The organism is Paraburkholderia sp. GAS33 (assembly GCF_050436645.1).
GTDB classification, from domain to species: domain Bacteria; phylum Pseudomonadota; class Gammaproteobacteria; order Burkholderiales; family Burkholderiaceae; genus Paraburkholderia; species Paraburkholderia phenazinium_B.
Genome location: NZ_JBNDMP010000001.1, coordinates 1,124,140 through 1,142,384 on the forward strand (window position 1 = coordinate 1,124,140; position 18,245 = coordinate 1,142,384).

The window sequence follows — 18,245 nt, forward strand, 5'->3', positions numbered from 1 at the left end:
CCAGACGAGAGGCTGCGCTTCCTCCCACGCGTTCGTGACAAAAGTTGTAGGCGAGCACGTCTGCCGATATCGAGGCCGACTTCAGGCGCCAGGCGCGGCGCAAGGTGGCGACGTCGCAAACCCAAGGGTGGCAAGTCCGATGTTGCCCGCGAAGCAAACGAGGCCGGGCGACGGGAAAAGCGGGCCGAATGGGAACCCGGCGTCCCATCGTTTGCGTTAAAGCGGAATTGATCATCCTTGAACGGCGCCTGGCCGTCCGATGAAAGGAGCGGCCAAGCGCGAATCAGGGCACTCCTGCAATGCAGGGGAGTGCCATTGAACGTCGTTGACAACTACAGCTAGGTGCGATTTTTCCTGCGATGCCGATCCTGTGGGGCACACAGAGTCAGTGCTATCGCACAGTCAGAACCGGCAACCAGCATGGCACCTGCCGAAAAACACGACATCTGTATCTTGCTGAAACACGACATTCTCATATTGCTGCTACAAACAATGTCGAGGCCAGATCGAGATGTCGCAGCGCTGGCCAAATAGAGATGTCGTACCTGAGACTGGGTTTGCCGTTGGGTTTGCCTCTGTCCTTGACGGTTTGACGCTCACGCAGCGTTGAAGGACCGCGCCAGAACGGGCAGGGCGCATCAGTCCATTCAGTGAGACCTGGCCGACCCCGGTCTGCGTCTGACAGCGGCCATGACCGGTTTGACTGGCGGTGCAGCCATCGCCGTGAGCGCGGCATTCACATCCTCACGCGTGAACTCGCGCTGCTTCTTCGTGCCGGGTACGCGCTGCTTCGCACGCACCGCAACACCGTGGTTGGTCCTCGAAGGCGAACCCGACGCGCGCCGGTCGTCACGCTGCGCCTGCAGCGCCTGCGCCACCTGCAGCGCGTGTCCGAGCCGCTTGTGCTCGATCACCTCACCGTGACCGATCACGGCGAGCCGGTCATAGGGGATGCAGGGAAGGGCAGCGCCATCCGCCCTGAGCTCGATGCGCCCGTCCGGATACTCCCACACGTCGATATACCGGTGGATCAGTCTGCGGTTCGCCAGCGTATCCTCGAGCAGGTACATCACGCGGTCGTACTGCACCGTCAGCGCCTTCGTGACCTTGCGCAGTTCGCGCCAGGTCAGCAGCGTGTCCAGATCCTCATCGTCACGCAGTGGCCGGTGCGCGTCGAACGTGCTGCGCGGCGGCTTGCCGAAGCGGGCGTTATACGCCGCGATGAAGGCGGGCGCATACGCGTTGGCCGCCGCAATCGTGCTGATGCCACGCAGCCGCAGTTCCTTGACGAGCCGGTCCTGCAGCGTCAGGTTGGCGCGCTCGACGCGGCCCTTGGCCGCACTGCTGTTGGCACACCACGTGTCGATGTTCAGCTCGTACATCGCGCGCCCGAAGTGCGTCACGCCCTTGCCAGCGCGCTCTGCCTGCCGGTTGCAATGGAATGTGCTGGCCCTGTCGCTGTAGAACGCCACCGGCTTGCCGTAGCGCTCCAGATACCCGCGCGTCGCCTCGAAGTAGCTGAAGGTCGACTCGGTGGCCGTGAAGTGCAGCACCATCAGCCGGCTGGTGGCGTCGTCCACATACACCAGCAGCGTGCACGCCGGCGCCCGGTCCTCGAACCACCGGTGATCGCTGCCGTCGATCTGCACCAGCTCGCCCAGACACGCGCGGCGCGCCCGCGGCTGGTAGATCTTCGGCGGCCGCTGCTGGCGCGGAACCCACAGGCCCGCATCCGTCATCAGGTGGCGAATGGTTTCCTTCGATAGCGTGATCCCGTGGCATTCACGCAGCTTCTCGCACGCCAGCGTTGGGCCGAAATCAGCGTAGCGCTCGCGAATCAGCGCCAGAGCCTGCGGGCACAGATTGACCGGCAACTGATGATTGCCCGACCGGCCTCGTCGGCGTGAAACCAGTCCTGCCGCACCTTCGCATCGATACCGGTTAGCCAGCCGCTCAACCTGGCCATCAGCCGCTCTTCAACGACCGCCTGGATAACCTTCAGTCGATCCAGTTCGCGCATGCTCATGGTGATCGTTCCGGGTTGGGCCACGATGGACTCCGGCAGTCAGAACCGGCAACCAGCATGAACCGAAAAAATGCTCAGCTACGACATTTGAACTTTGCCCAGATACGACATTACAACTTTGCTCTTACAGACAAAAGTTCGATAATTTATATTATGTCAAATAATGTGAGTGCTAAGGTTACTTCTGGTGACGGTCCAGGCAGCCCTTCGAACGACCCTGCTTCGACCTGTAGCAAGCTAGCAAGTGTATTGTGGTCGTCACGTCGACGTACAGACCTTCACGTAGCGGCCGTCCCTGTAAACCGAGCATTTCGTGTGAGCACTGGGATCCCGACACAAAGTGTGTTCATACTAGAAACCTTAATTGTAGGAAGGCACGTAATGGCGATCGAGGACAGATTCAAACAATCGGTGATAGCAACGCTAGCGAAGCGGGCAGCGAACCGCTGCTCTAATCCGGCCTGCGGAGCGATTACAAGCGGCCCTACTGATGACCCAAATGATGCTGTGAACGTAGGCGAAGCTGCACACATCTACGGTGCCAATCTTGGTTCGGCGCGTTACGTTGCGGATATGACGTCGGCAGAACGTAGTGCCATCACAAACGCTATCTGGCTTTGCGGAAATTGTCACAAACTAGTCGACGACGATCCAAATCGGCATCCAGCCGGACTTTTGTTCGAATGGCAACGAGCGCACGAACGTTGGACTGCGGAGCAGTTGGGAAAAACCGCCGCGGACATTCGGCAACGGTACGAGAAAAGACATCTCGAAGAATTCGGACGATTGAGCTATTTAGCTGAGCGAATTATTCTCGAAAAAGGAAAGCATTGGGAGTTTCGCCTAACGATCGAAATGTTGCGCTATGAGATGGAACCTATATTGAAACGATGGTCCGCCCTACAGCGAGGGCTTTACATCAAGCCTACGGTACGCATCGAGGATTCTGAGTTTACCTCATGGCTATTGAGCCTCATGCACGAGTGCTTGCAAATTACTGCGGCATTCACTGCATTGATAAATTCGGAGTTCCATTTTGCTTGGGGGGAAGTAGGCGTTGCCGGTTCTGATACTGAAATCGTTACGATATGCCGACTTTTTGCCGAATTATGCGCAAGTACACTTGCATTGGAGGAGCGAGTGCGCTTCTCGCGAGTTAACGAAGCTTTCTCCGAGATACATGGCCTGATGAGAGGCGTGGGCAGCGGTATCTTCGACCAAGCGCGGAAGCTCCCGGAATTTCTCACAAACGTACTTGAGCAGGATCCTAAAGGCGGAACCTACGAGCTAAACCTTGTCCTCACCCTCCCGGACCACTTTGAAGAGAATATCCAGGCGGCGTTGGAACGGGCGGCCGTTGTGCTTCGGAGTCAATCGTGAATGACGCTGTGCCCACCGACGGTGCAAGACTCAAGTCCGATCTTCGGCACTTTGCGGAACAACTGGCCGACCACAGCTCTCGCGTAGCAAAGCCAAAGGCACCGACCGCGAACGGCAATGCGAAACACGTCTTCAACCGATCCTTGTACATTATCGCGCCGCGAAACGTGAGCGTTACCGATGTGATCGACCTGAATTGCCTTCCACCGAAACCGAACCTGCTGCTTCGCGCGCTCGGCCGCATCGAGAAGATTGTCTTCGCTCTTCAACCCCTCTCCCCGATCCCCTCCACCTGCGGAATCATAGCCGCCTGCCCCCGATAAACCCCAACCTCATCCACCAACTGCCAGACAGTAGCGTGTTCAATCCAGAACCGCTCGCCTGATTTAGCAACACGCACGCCCCGATATCCGGTAACAAAACCGTCACGCGCGACCTGATCAAGAAACGCCTGCCGCTCGCTACGCTCCGGCATTTCCGCGGAAAGACGCGAGGGCAGCGCGGTAAGCTCATCCCAGCTATACCCGAAGATCGCCTGAGCGCGTACGTTGCCATAAACAAATACAGGATCGGCCGCAGTACTATGTGCAAGAACACCAAACGGCGCCGCCTCGTAAAGCCAGACGGCACTTTCAGACACGCTCATGCCGTCAGGAACGAGTGACTTCCCGACGAGTCGGCGGTAGCTGTCGGAGAGAAGGCAAAAGAATTCGGTATCGGTACTCAGTGACATCGGGGAAGGCTCCTGAAATTGCATAAGAGAGAGGCGCGCAACAAGAGAAACGCTAGCCCTCGCGAGTTTATTCCAACGAAGTCCACTACTACCGCCCGACAATTCCCACAACTCAAGAGTTAAATGAAACGCGGCAAAAGCAATCAGACGGCAAACTCAAAACCGACCTTTGCTTACGTGCGATTACCACTTCCGAAATACCCCCGCCGGCTCAGTACAATCCATTCCGTGCTACTACCCCCCTCGTAGTAGCGCCTTTGGTACCTCGACGTATGTGTTAAGGCCCGCCCTTCCCTCGGCGGGCCTCTTTTTTGTGCCGGCCAAACGTCGTTGACGTCACCAGGAAATCACCGGTAAGGTCGCGTAAAAAAACTTTGTTGTCCTGCTTGAGTCTGTATTCACCGATATCAACGTGATTCGACTCAACATGCGCGCAACAATCCTTGGGACCTTCCTGATAGCCCTGTTTTGCATTCTCACGGTGGCATTGTGCGAATCGAAGACCATCGAGCATCTGGTTCTCGACGGCTCAAGCGACGATGTGCAACAGCAGGACACGTACATCGAATGTGCGCACTACCCGCTGGGTTTCTGGACCACGTTTCGGGGCGATTTCCACCACGGCCTCGGAAGACTGCAAGCAACGTATGACCGCTATCACTTCAGCTACCTCGATGCGATCGATGCCGCAACCACGCTTCCTATCGAGACCCTGGCACTCGAGCAAGCCCACCCCCCCACCACTCCGGCGAATCGCTCAAAGCTGGGCGCGTCTGACGCAATTTCAACAGCGTCGGACATGACGTGCGACCTGGAATCGACCAGCGACACAGCAGCGCCATGATCCGCATCATGCAGCACCGGACACCAGAGCAACGCTCAATGTCAGCTCCCCACCCGTTCTCCCAAAAAAATGCGTCGTGCAAGCACGACGCAATAAAATCCTGAGTTTCGAGGATCAGGACGTGAGAGACCAGAAGCACTGGAGCCATCTATCTCCAGACACAGCGAGTTATACGGCAAAACGGGGCTGCCGCTGAAGATCGGCGCCGGCTGAAAATTTCGTAAGGCAATCCTGAATGAACGTTTCGTGACGCTCAAAAACAGCTTCAATTCAGCGTTTTCCCTATGAAACCGGACTCCCGCGCGCCAAAAAATCACATCCTTACGAAAATTTCAGGCAATCCCTACATCGGCGCACTACAGAGATCGATGGACGTTGCCGTATACCGAAGTAGCAACCATGGTTATGGTCCTTTCACCTTAGCTTCACAAAGTTCAGCTGCGGATATACACGATTCGATACACGCAACAAGGACAACTTTGGACAACAGACAGGCCGCGTATCGGTACCGTTAGGAGAGCCGAGATTCGAGTTTGATAGTCCGCTGTTGCAGATTGGACGCGTTAGCGATGGACCCGCGGGAATGCGCAATCATGAAGCTCAAGAAACTCCTGAAATCCGTTAGAGAAATTGCGAGCATCCCGCGAGACAATCCGGATCTGCTGATCGCCCAGTACCGGGCTTTCACGTTCCAGATGCCGCTCATGTATGTGGTCCTGATGATCAATACATGGGGGCTCGCGACGACGCACATGCACGTGGCGCCGCATTGGCTGACCATCGACATACCCGTCATCATGACTGTGATTTCGGTGGTGCGGCTGATCGGCTGGCTGCGTCGCTCGCGGCAGGAAGCAAGCCATGAGATTGCGTTAGAAGCACTCTCCCGTACCCAACGGCTCGCGCCCTTTATTGCTCTCGCTTTCACGCTGTGGGCGTTCGGGCTCTTCCCTTACGGCGATCCATATGAAAAGGCTCACGTAGCCTTTTATATGGCCATCACCGTGATTGGCGTGATTTTTTGCATGATGCATTTGCGGCCGGCTGCCTTCACGGTTGCATTCATCGTCAACGGCTCCTTTGTTATTTTCTTCGCTCTCTCGGGCACGCTGGTCTTTGTCGCGATCGCCGTCAACACGGCGCTTGTTTCCGCGGCGATGCTCGCCATACTGCTGGTTCACTATCGTGACTTTACCGGCATGGTCAGTGCGCGCGCGGAGAATTTCCGGCTGGCCAATATCGATAGCCTGACGGGGCTGGCCAACCGTCGCGCGTTCTTTTCGTACCTCGATTTCGCCTATGCGCGAGCGAAATCCGATGGAACGCGTCTTGCCGTCGGCATTATCGACCTGGATGGTTTCAAGCTCGTCAACGACATCTACGGCCATGCCACCGGCGACAAACTGCTGCAGATCATTGGAACGCGCCTCGTCGAGGCATGTCCGGAAAATTACTATGTCGCGAGACTGGGCGGGGATGAGTTCTCGATCGTGGCGTCGAACTTTGGCGACACAGTCGAACTGGTCGCGAATGGCGAATTGATCTGTTCTGCTATACGAGCTGTGGCATCGTTCGGCGATATCACGCTGCAAATAGGCGGCTCGATCGGTTTCTCGGTCTTTCCCGATATGGCGAGCGACACGACACAGCTGTTCGCCAACGCCGACTATGCGCTGTATCACGGAAAGCGCAGCAGTCGTGGCAAGGTGACGCTGTTCTCCACCGACCACGATGCGAAGATCCGCTACGAAGCCAAGATCGAGCAGGCACTGCAGCATGCCAACCTCGAGGATGAACTGACGGTTGTGTTCCAGCCGATCGTCGACGTTTCGAACCGCTCGACGATTGGATTCGAAGCACTGGCCCGATGGGGCAGCCCCACCCTGGGGGCCATCACGCCGGCGCAGTTCATTCCCGTTGCAGAACGCACCGGAATGATAGAGAGGATCACTAAAACACTACTGAAAAAAGCACTAGCTCACGCGCTGCTTTGGCCTTCGACCATCCGTCTTTCGTTTAACCTGTCCGCCCACGATCTGAGTTCGCCGGACACCGTCCTCGACATCATCACGCAGATCGGCAAGAGCGGCTTCGACCCTGCCCGTCTCGATCTGGAAATAACCGAAACGGCGTTCATTCGTGATTTTGCTCAGGTCCGTCGTGCCACGGAGACGTTGCGGGCTCTCGGTTGTGGTATTTCTCTCGACGACTTTGGAACAGGCTTTTCGAGCCTGACGCACCTTCATGCGTTACCGCTCACCAAGATCAAGGTCGATCGCAGTTTCGTGACAGATCTGAACACGAATCCCACGAGCTACAAGATCGTCAAGTCGCTCCTCGCGCTCAGCCGGGACATGAACCTTGATTGCATTATCGAAGGCATCGAGACGAGAGACGAACTGGCCATACTCAAAACGCTGGGCGGTCTGATGGTTCAGGGCTATCTGTATTCCAGACCCATCCAGGCAAGCGAAGTCGTGAATTTCCTCGAACAACCGCTGATGGTCGCCTAGGCAACGTCGCGCAAACCACGCTTCATTCCGGCCGCGACTCCGCGATCAGCCGTTCCAGCAGGCGCTTTAACTGCTTCGAGTTGCGTGGTCCAAGCGCCTCTTCAATCGCCTCGTGATGCGCATCCACACTGCGCTTCAATCGCCCCACCATCTCCAGCCCGCGATCGCTGATATAGACCAGCACCTTGCGACTGTCCTGGGCGTCCTGTGCGCGCTGGACGAGTCCGCGGCTCACCAGTCTGTCGACGTTCTTGGTCAGTGCAGGGCCATTCAGCAGTACCTGCTCGGCGAGTTCGCCCATCGAATGACCTTGCTCGTCGGATACGACCTGCAGGATGCGCCAGTGCTCCTCGTTGACATCCTCATCGGCAATCGACTGGGCTATACCCAGCTTCATCTGCCGGTGCGCCGAGGCCAGCAGCCAGGCGAGGTACTGCGAAAGGTCGTGTTCGGGCATGGTAGATGCATGGTGTCGAAGCAATGGCATCGATCTTACGCAAATTAATTTTCCGTGGAAAGTATCGGTGCAAAACTGGCTGAAAATGTGCCAAGCTGGCGCTCGTCCGCCCGTGGTTGGTGCAACGCTTGCGTCCGGCTTGACGTTTTTGCCGCTCAGGCGTCGCGGCCAGCCTCGCTTACGTGTTCGACCACTTTGGCATCACACGCCCATCGATGAGTCAGCGTCCCGGTACCCGTAGCAGCAAGCAGGAATTGAATATCGCCTTGTGCGTGCCGCTCGGCGGCGCCGCGGGCATCTGGGGGCCGTCCGCGCTGGCGTCGGCGCGCCTCGCCGTGGCCGAGCTCAACAGCGGGTCGGGCATCACCGGCCGGCCTTGCCGGCTAATCACCCTCAACGCCGGCGACGACGCGCAGGCGATCGAAGACAGTCTGGTCGAACTGGTTGAGGAAGGCGCCGTCGATGCCCTCGTCGGCATGCACACCAGTGCGGTTCGCCATGACCTCCTGCGCGCAATCGGCGGCCGCATACCGTTCGTGTACACCCCGCTCTACGAGGGCGGCGAACGCACGCCCGGTGTATTCGCAATCGGCGAAACGATCTCCAGACAACTGCGTCCTGCTATTCACTGGCTCAACGAGCGCCACCGTCCGCGGCGCTGGATGTTCGTCGGCAATGACTATGTGTGGCCGCGCGCGTCGCATCAGGTCGCGCACCGTTTCGTCGCCGAATCCGGCGGCAGCGTCGTCGGCGAGATGTTTCTGCCCTTCGGTGGCGGCGACTACGAATACGTTCTCGACCAGATTCGCGAGCAACGTGCGGACGCCGTCCTGCTCTCCTTGATCGGCCAGGACGCGGTGGACTTCAATCGCGCCTTCGGCCATGCCGGTCTGGCCTCGCACGTTCTGCGGCTATCCTGCGCACTCGGCGAGAACGAGCTGCTCGGCATCGGCGCACGGAACACGGACAACCTGTACGTTGCCTCTGGTTATTTCGCATCACTGGATACCGACGCCAACCAGTCGTTCAAGGAGCGCTATCACAGCCATTTCGGTGTTCGTGCGCCGACGCTGGATACGTTTGGACAGTCCACCTACGAAGGCATCCACTTCCTTGCTGCTTTGCTCAACGATGCGCATCAGCGCAACGCCACTAGCGCCAGTCTGGCGCGTCTCGGCACCGCGCCCCTTTCCTATCGCAGCGCTCGTGGCGCTGTTTACGCTGGCGGCCGGGTGAACCGGGTGCCGATTTATCTGGCCAGGGTCGACGGTCACGCGTTCCGCGTGCTGACCCATCTTTGATCGCGCCGCGCCCCGCCGTCGTCATTTTATTTTCCAAGGAAAATAAAATGGTTGACGCAGAAAATAGTCGTCCATACCATTGCTCGCAAGTTGGTCAGGCATTCAGGCGCCTGACAACGCCGTCATCCATCGTCGAATGGTCACCGGCAGCACAGTAGCCGCAGGTCTGTCCGGAATTCAACTTACGGAGCAACCATGGCAGTCAAACGTCCTACGCTGAGCCAACTTGAAGATGTCGCGTTGAGTCTCGGCATCCATCTTTCCGAAACGCAACTGGCCAGCTACAACGGCTTGCTGCAGGCGAACTTCGACGCCTACGATGTCGTCGATGCGCTCCCCGACTATCTGCCGCGCGTAACTTACCCGCGAACGCCCGGCTATCGTCCGAGCGGCGAAGAAAACCGCTACGGCGCGTGGTACGTCAAAGTCGAAGTCAAAGGCGCGCCGGGCGGCAAACTGGCTGGCAAGACCGTCGCACTCAAGGACAACGTCTGCCTTGCCGGTGTGCCGATGATGAATGGCGCGTCGACGCTGGAAGGCTATGTGCCCGATGTGGACGCCACCATCGTGACGCGCCTGCTCGACGCTGGCGCGACGATTGTCGGCAAGGCCACATGCGAGTACTTCTGCTTTTCCGGAGGCTCGCATACGAGTTCGCCCGCGCCTGTCCACAATCCGCACCGCAGGGGATATTCCGCCGGCGGTTCGTCGTCGGGCAGCGCGGCGCTGGTGGCCGCGGGGGAAGTCGATCTGGCGATCGGCGGCGATCAGGGCGGCTCGATCCGCATGCCGGCGTCGTACTGCGGCGTCTACGGGATGAAAGCCACGCATGGTCTCGTGCCTTACACCGGCGTCATGCCGATCGAGCTGACGATCGATCACACGGGCCCGATGACCGCGAACGTCACCGACAACGCCCTCATGCTCGAAGTCCTTGCCGGCCCTGACGGCCTCGATCCGCGTCAGTACGCGGGGCAGACGGCCAAGCCCTATAGCGACCTGATGAAAGAAAGCGTCAAGGGTCTGAAGATCGGCGTGGTCAAGGAGGGCTTCGGATGGCCGCAATCGCAGGCGGCGTCCGACGCGAAAGTGCGCGAAGCCGCCGCGCGCTATAGCGATCTGGGTGCGAAGGTCAGCGAAGTATCGATCCCGATGCACCTGCTCGGCCCGGCTATCTGGCTGCCGATCGCGGCCGAAGGCGCGACCCAGCAGATGATGAAAGACAACGGCCACGGCTTTAACTGGAAGGGACTGTATGTGACCGGCATGGTGGACTTCCATGCGGGCTGGCGCGAACGCGCAGACGAACTCTCGGAGACGCTGAAGCTCACCATGGTGCTCGGCGAGTACTTCATCAAGCACTATCGTGGCCACTTCTACGCGAAGGCCCAGAACCTGTCGCGGCAACTGACACTGGCGTACGACACGGCGCTCGCCGATTACGACCTGCTCCTGATGCCGACGCTGCCGCTGACTGCGACTCCATTGCCCGCCGCGGGGGCGCCCCTCGAGGAAGTGGTTCAGCGTGCCTTCGAGATGCTGCCCAACACCTGCCCGTTCGACGTGACGGGCCACCCGGCGATGAGCGTGCCATGCGGCATGGTCGAAGGTCTGCCGGTCGGCATGATGCTGATCGGCAAGCATTGGGACGAAGCAACGATCTATCGCGGCGCTTACGCATTCGAACAGGCCGCGGACTGGAAAACGCTTTGACGCCGCTGGCGGATTAGCCGTAGAGAGCGCTAACATGGCGCTCGTATTCGATCTTGTTCACCTTCAGGAATCTTTCCATGGATCGCCGTTCCTTCATCAAGACCTCCGCTCTCTCGCTGGCTGCCGGTGCGGCTTGCGGTATCCCGTTTGCCGCATCGGCCGAAGATGAAATCGTCGTGGGCGGGATCACCGATTTATCAGGAGGACTCGATATTTACGGCAAGCCCATGGCCGATTGCCTGACGCTTGCCGTCGAAGAATGGAACGCGCAAGGTGGACTGCTGGGCAAGAAGATCAAACTGCTCACCTACGACCCGCAGTCGAATATGCAGCTTTACACGCAGTTTTCGCAGCAGGCCGCGTTGAAGGACAAGGTCGCGGTCGTGCATGGGGGCATCACCTCCGCCTCGCGCGAGGTCATGCGTCCGGTGCTCGACCGCTACAAGACCCTGTATTTCTACAACACCCAGTACGAGGGCGGCGTGTGCGACCGCAATACGTTCTGTACCGGCGTAACGCCGGGCCAGACGGTGGCAAAGCTCGTGCCCTACGCAATGAAAAAGTGGGGCAAAAAGGTCTACGTGGTCGCGGCCGACTACAACTACGGTCAGATTACCTCGCAGTGGGTCAAGAAATTCGTGCAGGACAACGGCGGCACGGTTGCCTCGATCGACTTTTTCCCGCTGGACGTCACGAACTTCGGCCCGTCGATCTCGAAGATCGAAGCGGCCAAGCCCGACATGATTGTCTCGGCGCTGGTGGGCGGCGCGCATATGTCGTTCTATCGGCAGTGGGCCGCCGCGGGTCTGCACAAGAAGATCCCGCTTGCCTCCACCACCTTTGCCGGCGGCAACGAGCAGATCGTGCTTTCGCCCGACGAATGCGACGGTTTTCTCGTCTGCTACAACTACTTCGAGACGATCGACAACCCCGTCAATACAGCGTTCAAAGACCGCTTTCACAAGCGCTTCGGCGCCAACTATCCGAACATCACGGAACTGGCGATGGGTACTTACCAGGGCTTCAACCTGTGGGCGCAGGGCGTGAAAAAAGCCGGTACGCTGGACCGCATGAAGGTGATCGAAGCGCTGGAGTCGGGTATCAGCATCGACGCTCCCAGCGGCAAGGTCTCGATCGATGCGGCCACGCATCACTGCGTGCTGAACGTCAATATCGCCGAGGTTCGCAACAAGAAGCTCGATATCGTCGAGACCTTCCAGGCGCAACCACCGAGCGATACCAGCGCCGTCTGCAATCTCATCAAGAACCCGCGCGACAACCAGCAATATGTCATCAAGCTTTAACGCTTGCGTGAAGCGGCCGCGCGCCGTCCCAAGGAGCCGCTGATGGATCTTGCCGCTATCGTCCTGATTCAGATCCTGTATGCGATCGCAAGCCTGATTGTCATCTCGTCGGGGCTCGCGGTCATCTTCGGGATGATGAAGGTGATCAATCTCGCGCATGGCGAGTTCATGATGCTAGGGGCGTACGCGACCATTGAAGCGATGCGGCTCGGCATCAATCTGTGGGTGGCGATCTTCGTCGTCGCGCCGGTGACGGTGGGCCTGATCGGCATCGTGCTGGAGCGGGTTTTCATCCGTCGTCTGTATGGCCGCATGATCGACACGATGCTCGCCACGTGGGGTTTGTCGCTGCTGCTGATAGGCGCGGTGACGTCGATTGCCGGCAACACGACCGCTGGAGTATCGGCCCCGCTTGGTAACTTTACGATCGGCGCTTACTCGGTCAGCAGCTATACGCTCGTGATCATCGCGGTCGGCGCACTGCTGGCGCTCGCCTTGCGCTGGGTCCTCCTGCATACCTCCCTCGGTCTGATCGCACGCGGCACCATGCAGAATCCGCAGATGGCCGACGCGCTGGGCATCAACCCAAGCCTCGTGTATTCGGCCACCTTTGCAATCGGTGCGGCCTTGTCCGGCTTCGCGGGCGGCCTGCTGGCGCCGCTGACCGGTGTCGTGCCGACGATGGGCGGCGCGTTCATCGCCAAGGCGTTCATCACGGTAATAGGCGGTGGCCCGGCGATTGTCGTCGGCCTCGTCAGCGCGTCGACGCTGTTCGGTGCCATCAACCAGGTCGCCACCTTTGCCTCGACGCCCGTGTTCGGCGAAGTCGCACTGCTGGTCGGCGCGATCATCATGTTGCGGCTACTGCCGCAGGGCATTACCGGCCGCTTTTTCAAGGGTTCGCTGTGACGAGGCCTGCGCACTCCAGCCAGCCGGCGCAAGGGCCCGACGCGCTGCAGCGCTTCTCGAGGTCGTGGGCAAGCGCCGCGCTTACCATTGCGCTGGGGCTGGCGCTGCTGTTCGTCCTGCCTCACGTGCTGGACGACTTCGCCCTCGTGCAGGCCACCGTCTACGTCGTGATGTCGATCCTCGCCATCAGTCTCGCCTTCATCTGGGGCTATGGCGGCATCCTGTGTTTCGGACAGTCCGCCTTCTTCGGGCTAGGCGCCTATACCTACGCGATCGCCGTGACGAACCTCGGCGACAGTACCGTGCCCTTCGTGCTGGCCATCGTGCTGCCCGCCGCGTTCGCCGCCATCCTCGGCTATCTGATCTTCTATGGACGGCTGTCCGACGTCTACATGGGTGTCATCACGTTGACCGTGACGCTGATCCTCTTCAACCTGATCAACTCCACCGCGGGACCGGAGTGGAAAATCGGCACGGCGCCGTTGGGCGGATTCAACGGCATACCGGGTATCGCGCCGTTGAATATGCCCGGCAATATCGACGACACGATCGGGCCGCGCGGCCTGTTCGAGCTGTCGTTCGGCGCGCTGCTGCTGGTCTATCTGCTCCTTAGGGCGCTGCTCGCCACGAAGCCGGGCCGGGTTATCGTCGCCAGCAAGGAAAACGAGCAGCGTCTCTTGCTGCTCGGTTACGACGCACGCGCCTACAAGCTGTTCACATTCGTTCTCGGCGCAGCCATCGCCGGACTGGCCGGATGCCTGTTCGCCAACTGGGGCGCCTTTACCAGCCCTACGGTATTCAGTCTCGCGCAATCGGCGCAGATCATCATCTGGGTGATCGTGGGCGGCCTCGGCACGTTAGTGGGCCCGGTGGTGGGCTGCGTCGCCATCCAGTGGCTGACCACGCAGATCGGCACGCAGCAGACCATCAACTCCAACCTGGTCCTCGGCGCCATTCTCGTGGTGTTCGTGTTGATGGTGCCCAAGGGAATCGTACCGAGCGTGGGCTCGCTCGGCGCCGCGCTCGTATCGCGCTTACGCCGTCGGCGCGACACGGCCAACGTCAACGGCGCCGTGAAGGAGGACCTGGACGCGGGGCAGCAGGCAGCAAAGATCGATCAAGCCGCAAAGCTCGACCCGCATGGAGAAACCGTGCGATGACGCCGCTCCTCGAGACCCGCGATCTGAACGTGCGCTTTGGCGGCGTCCACGCGACCCGCGACGTCAATTTCACGCTGGCGGAGGCAGAACTGCGCTGCGTGATCGGGCCGAACGGTGCGGGCAAAAGCACCTTCTTCAAGCTGCTCACCGGCCAGGTGAAACCCACCTCGGGGCAGATCCTGTTTCGTGGTCAGGACATCTCGAACATGCAGCCGCATCAGCCGGCTCGGCTGGGCATTGGCATCAAGACCCAGGTGCCGAGCCTCTTCAACGGGCTCAGCGTGTGGGAGAACGTCTGGCTCGCTGCGCGCCGGGTGAACACGCCGCAACAGACGGAGCGCGTCACGCGGACGACGCTCGAACGCGTAGGCATGCTGGCGTACCGCGATGCGACGGTCGGCCTGCTCGCGCACGGTCAGCGTCAGTGGGTCGAACTGGCGGTGGTGATCGCGCCGGACCCGCCGTTGATCCTGCTGGACGAACCCGCGGCGGGCATGAGCGATGCCGAGGTTACGCGCACCGCGGAGCTGATCCTCGAAATCAACCAGCGGCACGCGCTCGTCGTGGTCGAGCATGATATGGGTTTTATCCGCAAGATCGCGCGGACGGTCACAGTGCTGCACCAGGGGGCCATCATCCGCGAAGGCACGCCGGATCGCATCATGAGCGACCCGCTGATCCAGCAGATCTATCTTGGCAAGAAACCGCAATGAGCGGAGTCCGATGATGCTTGAGGTTGTCGATCTATGCGCCGGCTATGGCTCGATCCCGGTGCTCTACGACGTGTCGCTGTCGATCGCCAGCGGGGAATCGATCGGCATTCTCGGCCACAACGGCATGGGCAAGACCACCTTGCTGCGCAGTCTGATCGGAGCGTTGCCGGCGACCTCGGGCACGATCCGTTTCGACGGCGCCGACGTGACACGCGCGGCACCCCACACGCGCGCGCGACGCGGGATGGCGTACGTACCGCAGGGCCGCGAGATCTTTCCTGCGTTGAGCACGCTGGACAATCTTCGGCTCGGACTCCTGAAGACCGGCCAGCGCCCGGCAGATGCGCTCGAACGGCTGCTGGCCGACTTCCCTCGCCTCAAGCCCTTGCTCGACCGTACCGGCGGATCGCTGTCCGGTGGCGAGCAGCAGTTATTGGCCCTCGCCCGCGCGCTGGCCGGCAATCCCAGCCTGTTACTGCTCGACGAGCCGACCGAGGGCATCCAGCCGTCGATCATCGACGAGATCGCCGAGACGCTAGTGCTGCTGCGCGAACGCAGCCGGCTCACCATCGTGCTGGTCGAACAGAATCTGGATTTCATCGCCGCGGTGTCGCAGCGGGTGCTGGTGATCCGGCGTGGCCAGGTCGGCGACGAGATTCCCCGCGAACACCTGGGCAACCTCGACATCATGAGCCAATACGCCGGCGGTTACGCGTGATGTGTACCGACCTCGGCGCGGCTTGAGGCAGTCCCGGACGACGACGTGCGCGTCATCGCGGCCGCTTCAACCTGGCTATGTGTCAATGCCGACAGCACCGTATGATCATTGAAGCGAAACGAGCACAGAATCTGCGACACCGAGGCGAGTTTCGTGAGCTCCTTGAGCGAAAGGGCCAGCAGAACATCGGCCACTTCGGGCGAGACGCCAAGGGTGCCCATGGCCGTGCTTCTGTCTTCTGCCAGCAGGCGCTGGATCAGCAGAAGATAGGCGAGATTCATCTCGCGTATCAAGCCTTGCGTGTCCTGATTCATTCGACCACCCCCGCGGCACCGGCCGGATCGGCTCTACTTTGAGCGCACGGCGCTTCGAACAGACGCAAGCGATCGCCGCAAGTCGATACTAGACACGCTGCGCCGCTAGCGCCGTCAGGACTCCCAGATATTGAATTAGGCCGATATGGAATTCTCCGTAAGGAATTCCTGAGTGTGCTCCGCGTCCCTGTCCGTGAAACCCACTGTCAAGAATTTGACTTTTTTGCCGTCAACCAGGAAACGCCCTCGCCTGGCGAACGCCGGGCCGGCTCACGAATACCTGATTTGAGGATAGCCACGATGACATGGCGCGTGTACACAATGCCCCGGCCGGCCAGTGCTTTCAACTGGATGCCGACGCTCGAACGCATCAGGGAACTGGTGGAGGCGGACGGCGGCAAGTTCTCGCTTCAGCTTGTCGATTCGGAATACGAGGCCGCGACCGAGGCCGCCCGGGCATTTGGATGGGATGGCCAGTTCCTCGAAGGACCGCACGTTTTCACGTTGCCGAATGCGGATTCGATGCAGTTCGGGCTGGTGTGGACCCAGCCCGATGAAAAGCTGACGACGTTTATCGTTTCGCCGCGGGCGCTGCCCTGGCTCGAATGATCGCGCGCTAGTGAGCTATTGAGCTAGTGAGCTAGCTATTCGTTCGCGACCTCCGGCATGATCTTCCCCATTTCCATTGCCTGGCTGGGCGGCAGTTCCTGAATACCGATGACAATCTGGTCATCGGGTGCGCCGGTCGCGGTCTGAAACAGCTTCCAGAGACGCTGGATCAGCTCGCGCTTGTATTCAGGCGGGCGGCCGGTCCGGATCAGAAGCGTCAGCGCGGCGGTGGCCGCCGCTTCTCCGGCCGTGAAACCGTTGCCGGGCGGATACTCCTGAAACACCACATGCACCCAGTTTTTCGGCACACCCGAATACGACGAGTGCAGCTCCGTCAGTTCGACCGCGAGCCGGGTCTTGGCCTCGCTGCTGAGTACGCCATCCTGAGTCATCAAGGTATAAAGCGGCATTGAGGCTACTCCTGTCCTGACGTTTCCGGCCTGTCACTCGACGTAGTTCTTCAGAATCCGCAGATCCGTCACCGAGTAAGACATCCCCAGCCGATAACCGCGGCCGACACGCAGCGGAGCGATCAGGTGCATGTCCTCACCGGCGACCTCGGGAAGTTTCAGCTCCGCGGTTCCGGTCCAGACATCGACGATCGCCAGATTGTCCGTAAGCGACATGGTCAGCTCGTCGACCGGCGGCTTGTCCTGAAGCCCGGCGGCGAGCTGGGGAAAGTAGCGGCGCATGGTCGTCGGGCGGTTGAACACGGTCGTCGGGTCGGCGACAGGCTCTTCGAGCTGGATACGGGCCGTCGCCAGGCGTTCGCCGTGCGCCGAAACGCTGGCGCCGAAGCGGCTCCCTTTGGCAAGCGGCGCGGCCGCTGCACTCGGCGCGGAGAAGCTGCGGGTCTGATAGACGCTAGCGAGTTTCTTCGGAAAACCCTGCGCCCATCCGCGGGCAATCGCCGCATCGTTGTCGACGAAGATGTATGGGCAATAGTTGACCGGCACGCCGTCGAATACCGCCTCGACCAGAACGAAGGCCTCGCGGTACTGATAGCGGGCCGGGTCCGTCAATTCGTCGTTGGACCCGGTGAACTGCCAGTCCAGAAACCAGAAGAAGGCGCGCCCGCCGGACTTCTCGTCCACGGTCATGCCACGTGGCAGCAAGGCCGCGATGGCCTTCGGATCGGCCCAGTATTCGATGGCCAGACAGTCGCTCGAATAGTGCCACGGCGGCATCGTCGCAAGTGCGGATTGCCCTTGCGGAGTAACAGGAACTGAAAACGCCTTAAGCATTTCGTTTCATCCTCAATGGGAGCGACCGCAGTCGCGATGACCCATTATTCTCGAAGGCGCTAACGTGTCCTATCCCCCGATCGGGTGTCGAAAGGCCGTTTGAAAGCCTTGCGCAAGGCCGTGGTCCATACCGTTACGTCGAAGGTTTTCGCAGTCATTTTGCCGGTATAGAATCGGCCAAATGTTTAAAACTACGTTAATGCCTGCCGAAGACGCCAGGGCTCGCCACGCCTCAGTGGTCGATTGCCCTGCCGTGCTGAAATCCGCGCCAGACCCAGCGCACCGAGGCGGCCATCGCCTTTCATAT

Annotated in this window: 17 protein-coding genes and 1 pseudogene; 11 read left to right on the forward strand and 7 right to left on the reverse strand. The window is 60.0% G+C overall.

Annotated elements, in window-relative coordinates:
* Positions 1 to 647: 647 nt before the first annotated feature.
* Positions 648 to 2,050: pseudogene (locus tag P3T24_RS05110) on the reverse strand (ISNCY family transposase).
* 357 nt (positions 2,051 to 2,407) lie between these two features.
* Here P3T24_RS05110 and P3T24_RS05115 point away from each other — a divergent pair.
* Positions 2,408 to 3,406 (forward strand): HNH endonuclease, encoded by a 999-nt coding sequence (locus P3T24_RS05115; protein WP_429432912.1) that lies wholly within the window; start codon positions 2,408 to 2,410, stop codon positions 3,404 to 3,406.
* Here P3T24_RS05115 and P3T24_RS05120 read toward each other — a convergent pair.
* Positions 3,397 to 3,675, reverse strand: coding sequence for a hypothetical protein (locus tag P3T24_RS05120; RefSeq protein ID WP_074268432.1), 279 nt, complete (start codon positions 3,673 to 3,675; stop codon positions 3,397 to 3,399). The genes P3T24_RS05115 and P3T24_RS05120 overlap by 10 nt on opposite strands.
* Positions 3,672 to 4,139, reverse strand: a complete 468-nt coding sequence (locus tag P3T24_RS05125) for an MEKHLA domain-containing protein (protein WP_074268431.1) — start codon at positions 4,137 to 4,139, stop codon at positions 3,672 to 3,674. Before P3T24_RS05125 ends, P3T24_RS05120 begins: the two co-directional genes overlap by 4 nt.
* Before the next feature lie 427 nt (positions 4,140 to 4,566).
* Here P3T24_RS05125 and P3T24_RS05130 point away from each other — a divergent pair, with 427 nt between their 5' ends.
* Positions 4,567 to 4,983, forward strand: a complete 417-nt coding sequence (locus P3T24_RS05130) for a hypothetical protein (protein WP_429432915.1) — start codon at positions 4,567 to 4,569, stop codon at positions 4,981 to 4,983.
* Positions 4,984 to 5,576: 593 nt separating this feature from the next.
* Positions 5,577 to 7,496 carry a putative bifunctional diguanylate cyclase/phosphodiesterase gene (locus P3T24_RS05135; RefSeq protein WP_429432917.1) on the forward strand — a complete coding sequence of 640 codons (1,920 nt, stop codon included), beginning with the start codon at positions 5,577 to 5,579 and terminating at the stop codon, positions 7,494 to 7,496.
* A 22-nt stretch (positions 7,497 to 7,518) separates the two neighbouring features.
* Here P3T24_RS05135 and P3T24_RS05140 read toward each other — a convergent pair whose 3' ends face one another.
* Positions 7,519 to 7,953 (reverse strand): MarR family winged helix-turn-helix transcriptional regulator, encoded by a 435-nt coding sequence (locus P3T24_RS05140; RefSeq protein WP_083611706.1) that lies wholly within the window; start codon positions 7,951 to 7,953, stop codon positions 7,519 to 7,521.
* Between the two features lie 215 nt (positions 7,954 to 8,168).
* On the opposite strand from P3T24_RS05140, the gene P3T24_RS05145 reads away from it, so the two are divergent.
* The 7 genes from P3T24_RS05145 to P3T24_RS05175 all read left to right on the forward strand — a co-directional run bounded on the left by P3T24_RS05145 (position 8,169) and on the right by P3T24_RS05175 (position 15,771).
* The gene (locus P3T24_RS05145) at positions 8,169 to 9,254 is read left to right on the forward strand and encodes a substrate-binding domain-containing protein (RefSeq protein WP_429288828.1); all 1,086 of its coding nucleotides are present in this window, start codon (positions 8,169 to 8,171) and stop codon (positions 9,252 to 9,254) included.
* A 195-nt stretch (positions 9,255 to 9,449) separates the two neighbouring features.
* Positions 9,450 to 10,967, forward strand: a complete 1,518-nt coding sequence (locus P3T24_RS05150) for an amidase (RefSeq protein ID WP_074268427.1) — start codon at positions 9,450 to 9,452, stop codon at positions 10,965 to 10,967.
* 77 nt (positions 10,968 to 11,044) lie between these two features.
* Positions 11,045 to 12,271: an urea ABC transporter substrate-binding protein gene (locus tag P3T24_RS05155; RefSeq protein ID WP_074268426.1), complete on the forward strand. Its 1,227-nt coding sequence runs from the start codon at positions 11,045 to 11,047 to the stop codon at positions 12,269 to 12,271.
* A 42-nt stretch (positions 12,272 to 12,313) separates the two neighbouring features.
* Positions 12,314 to 13,180: a branched-chain amino acid ABC transporter permease gene (locus tag P3T24_RS05160; protein ID WP_429432919.1), complete on the forward strand. Its 867-nt coding sequence runs from the start codon at positions 12,314 to 12,316 to the stop codon at positions 13,178 to 13,180.
* Entirely contained in the window at positions 13,177 to 14,340 is a 1,164-nt protein-coding gene (locus tag P3T24_RS05165) for a branched-chain amino acid ABC transporter permease (RefSeq protein WP_429432921.1), read from the forward strand. Before P3T24_RS05160 ends, P3T24_RS05165 begins: the two co-directional genes overlap by 4 nt.
* Positions 14,337 to 15,053, forward strand: a complete 717-nt coding sequence (locus P3T24_RS05170) for an ATP-binding cassette domain-containing protein (protein ID WP_074268423.1) — start codon at positions 14,337 to 14,339, stop codon at positions 15,051 to 15,053. The genes P3T24_RS05165 and P3T24_RS05170 overlap by 4 nt, the downstream gene beginning before the upstream one ends.
* 10 nt (positions 15,054 to 15,063) lie before the next feature.
* Positions 15,064 to 15,771, forward strand: a complete 708-nt coding sequence (locus P3T24_RS05175) for an ABC transporter ATP-binding protein (protein WP_254369025.1) — start codon at positions 15,064 to 15,066, stop codon at positions 15,769 to 15,771.
* Here the strand turns inward: P3T24_RS05175 and flhD are convergent.
* Positions 15,762 to 16,085, reverse strand: coding sequence for a flagellar transcriptional regulator FlhD (flhD, locus tag P3T24_RS05180; RefSeq protein WP_429409599.1), 324 nt, complete (start codon positions 16,083 to 16,085; stop codon positions 15,762 to 15,764). The two genes, P3T24_RS05175 and flhD, sit on opposite strands and share 10 nt — an antisense overlap.
* A gap of 300 nt (positions 16,086 to 16,385) precedes the next feature.
* Between flhD and P3T24_RS05185 the strand changes: the two genes are divergently transcribed.
* Positions 16,386 to 16,694 carry a hypothetical protein gene (locus tag P3T24_RS05185; RefSeq protein WP_074268421.1) on the forward strand — a complete coding sequence of 103 codons (309 nt, stop codon included), beginning with the start codon at positions 16,386 to 16,388 and terminating at the stop codon, positions 16,692 to 16,694.
* Positions 16,695 to 16,729: 35 nt separating this feature from the next.
* Here P3T24_RS05185 and P3T24_RS05190 read toward each other — a convergent pair whose 3' ends face one another.
* Positions 16,730 to 17,104 carry a tautomerase family protein gene (locus P3T24_RS05190; RefSeq protein WP_074268420.1) on the reverse strand — a complete coding sequence of 125 codons (375 nt, stop codon included), beginning with the start codon at positions 17,102 to 17,104 and terminating at the stop codon, positions 16,730 to 16,732.
* 33 nt (positions 17,105 to 17,137) lie between these two features.
* Positions 17,138 to 17,938 carry an acetoacetate decarboxylase family protein gene (locus P3T24_RS05195; protein ID WP_074268419.1) on the reverse strand — a complete coding sequence of 267 codons (801 nt, stop codon included), beginning with the start codon at positions 17,936 to 17,938 and terminating at the stop codon, positions 17,138 to 17,140.
* Between the last annotated feature and the right edge of the window lie 307 nt (positions 17,939 to 18,245).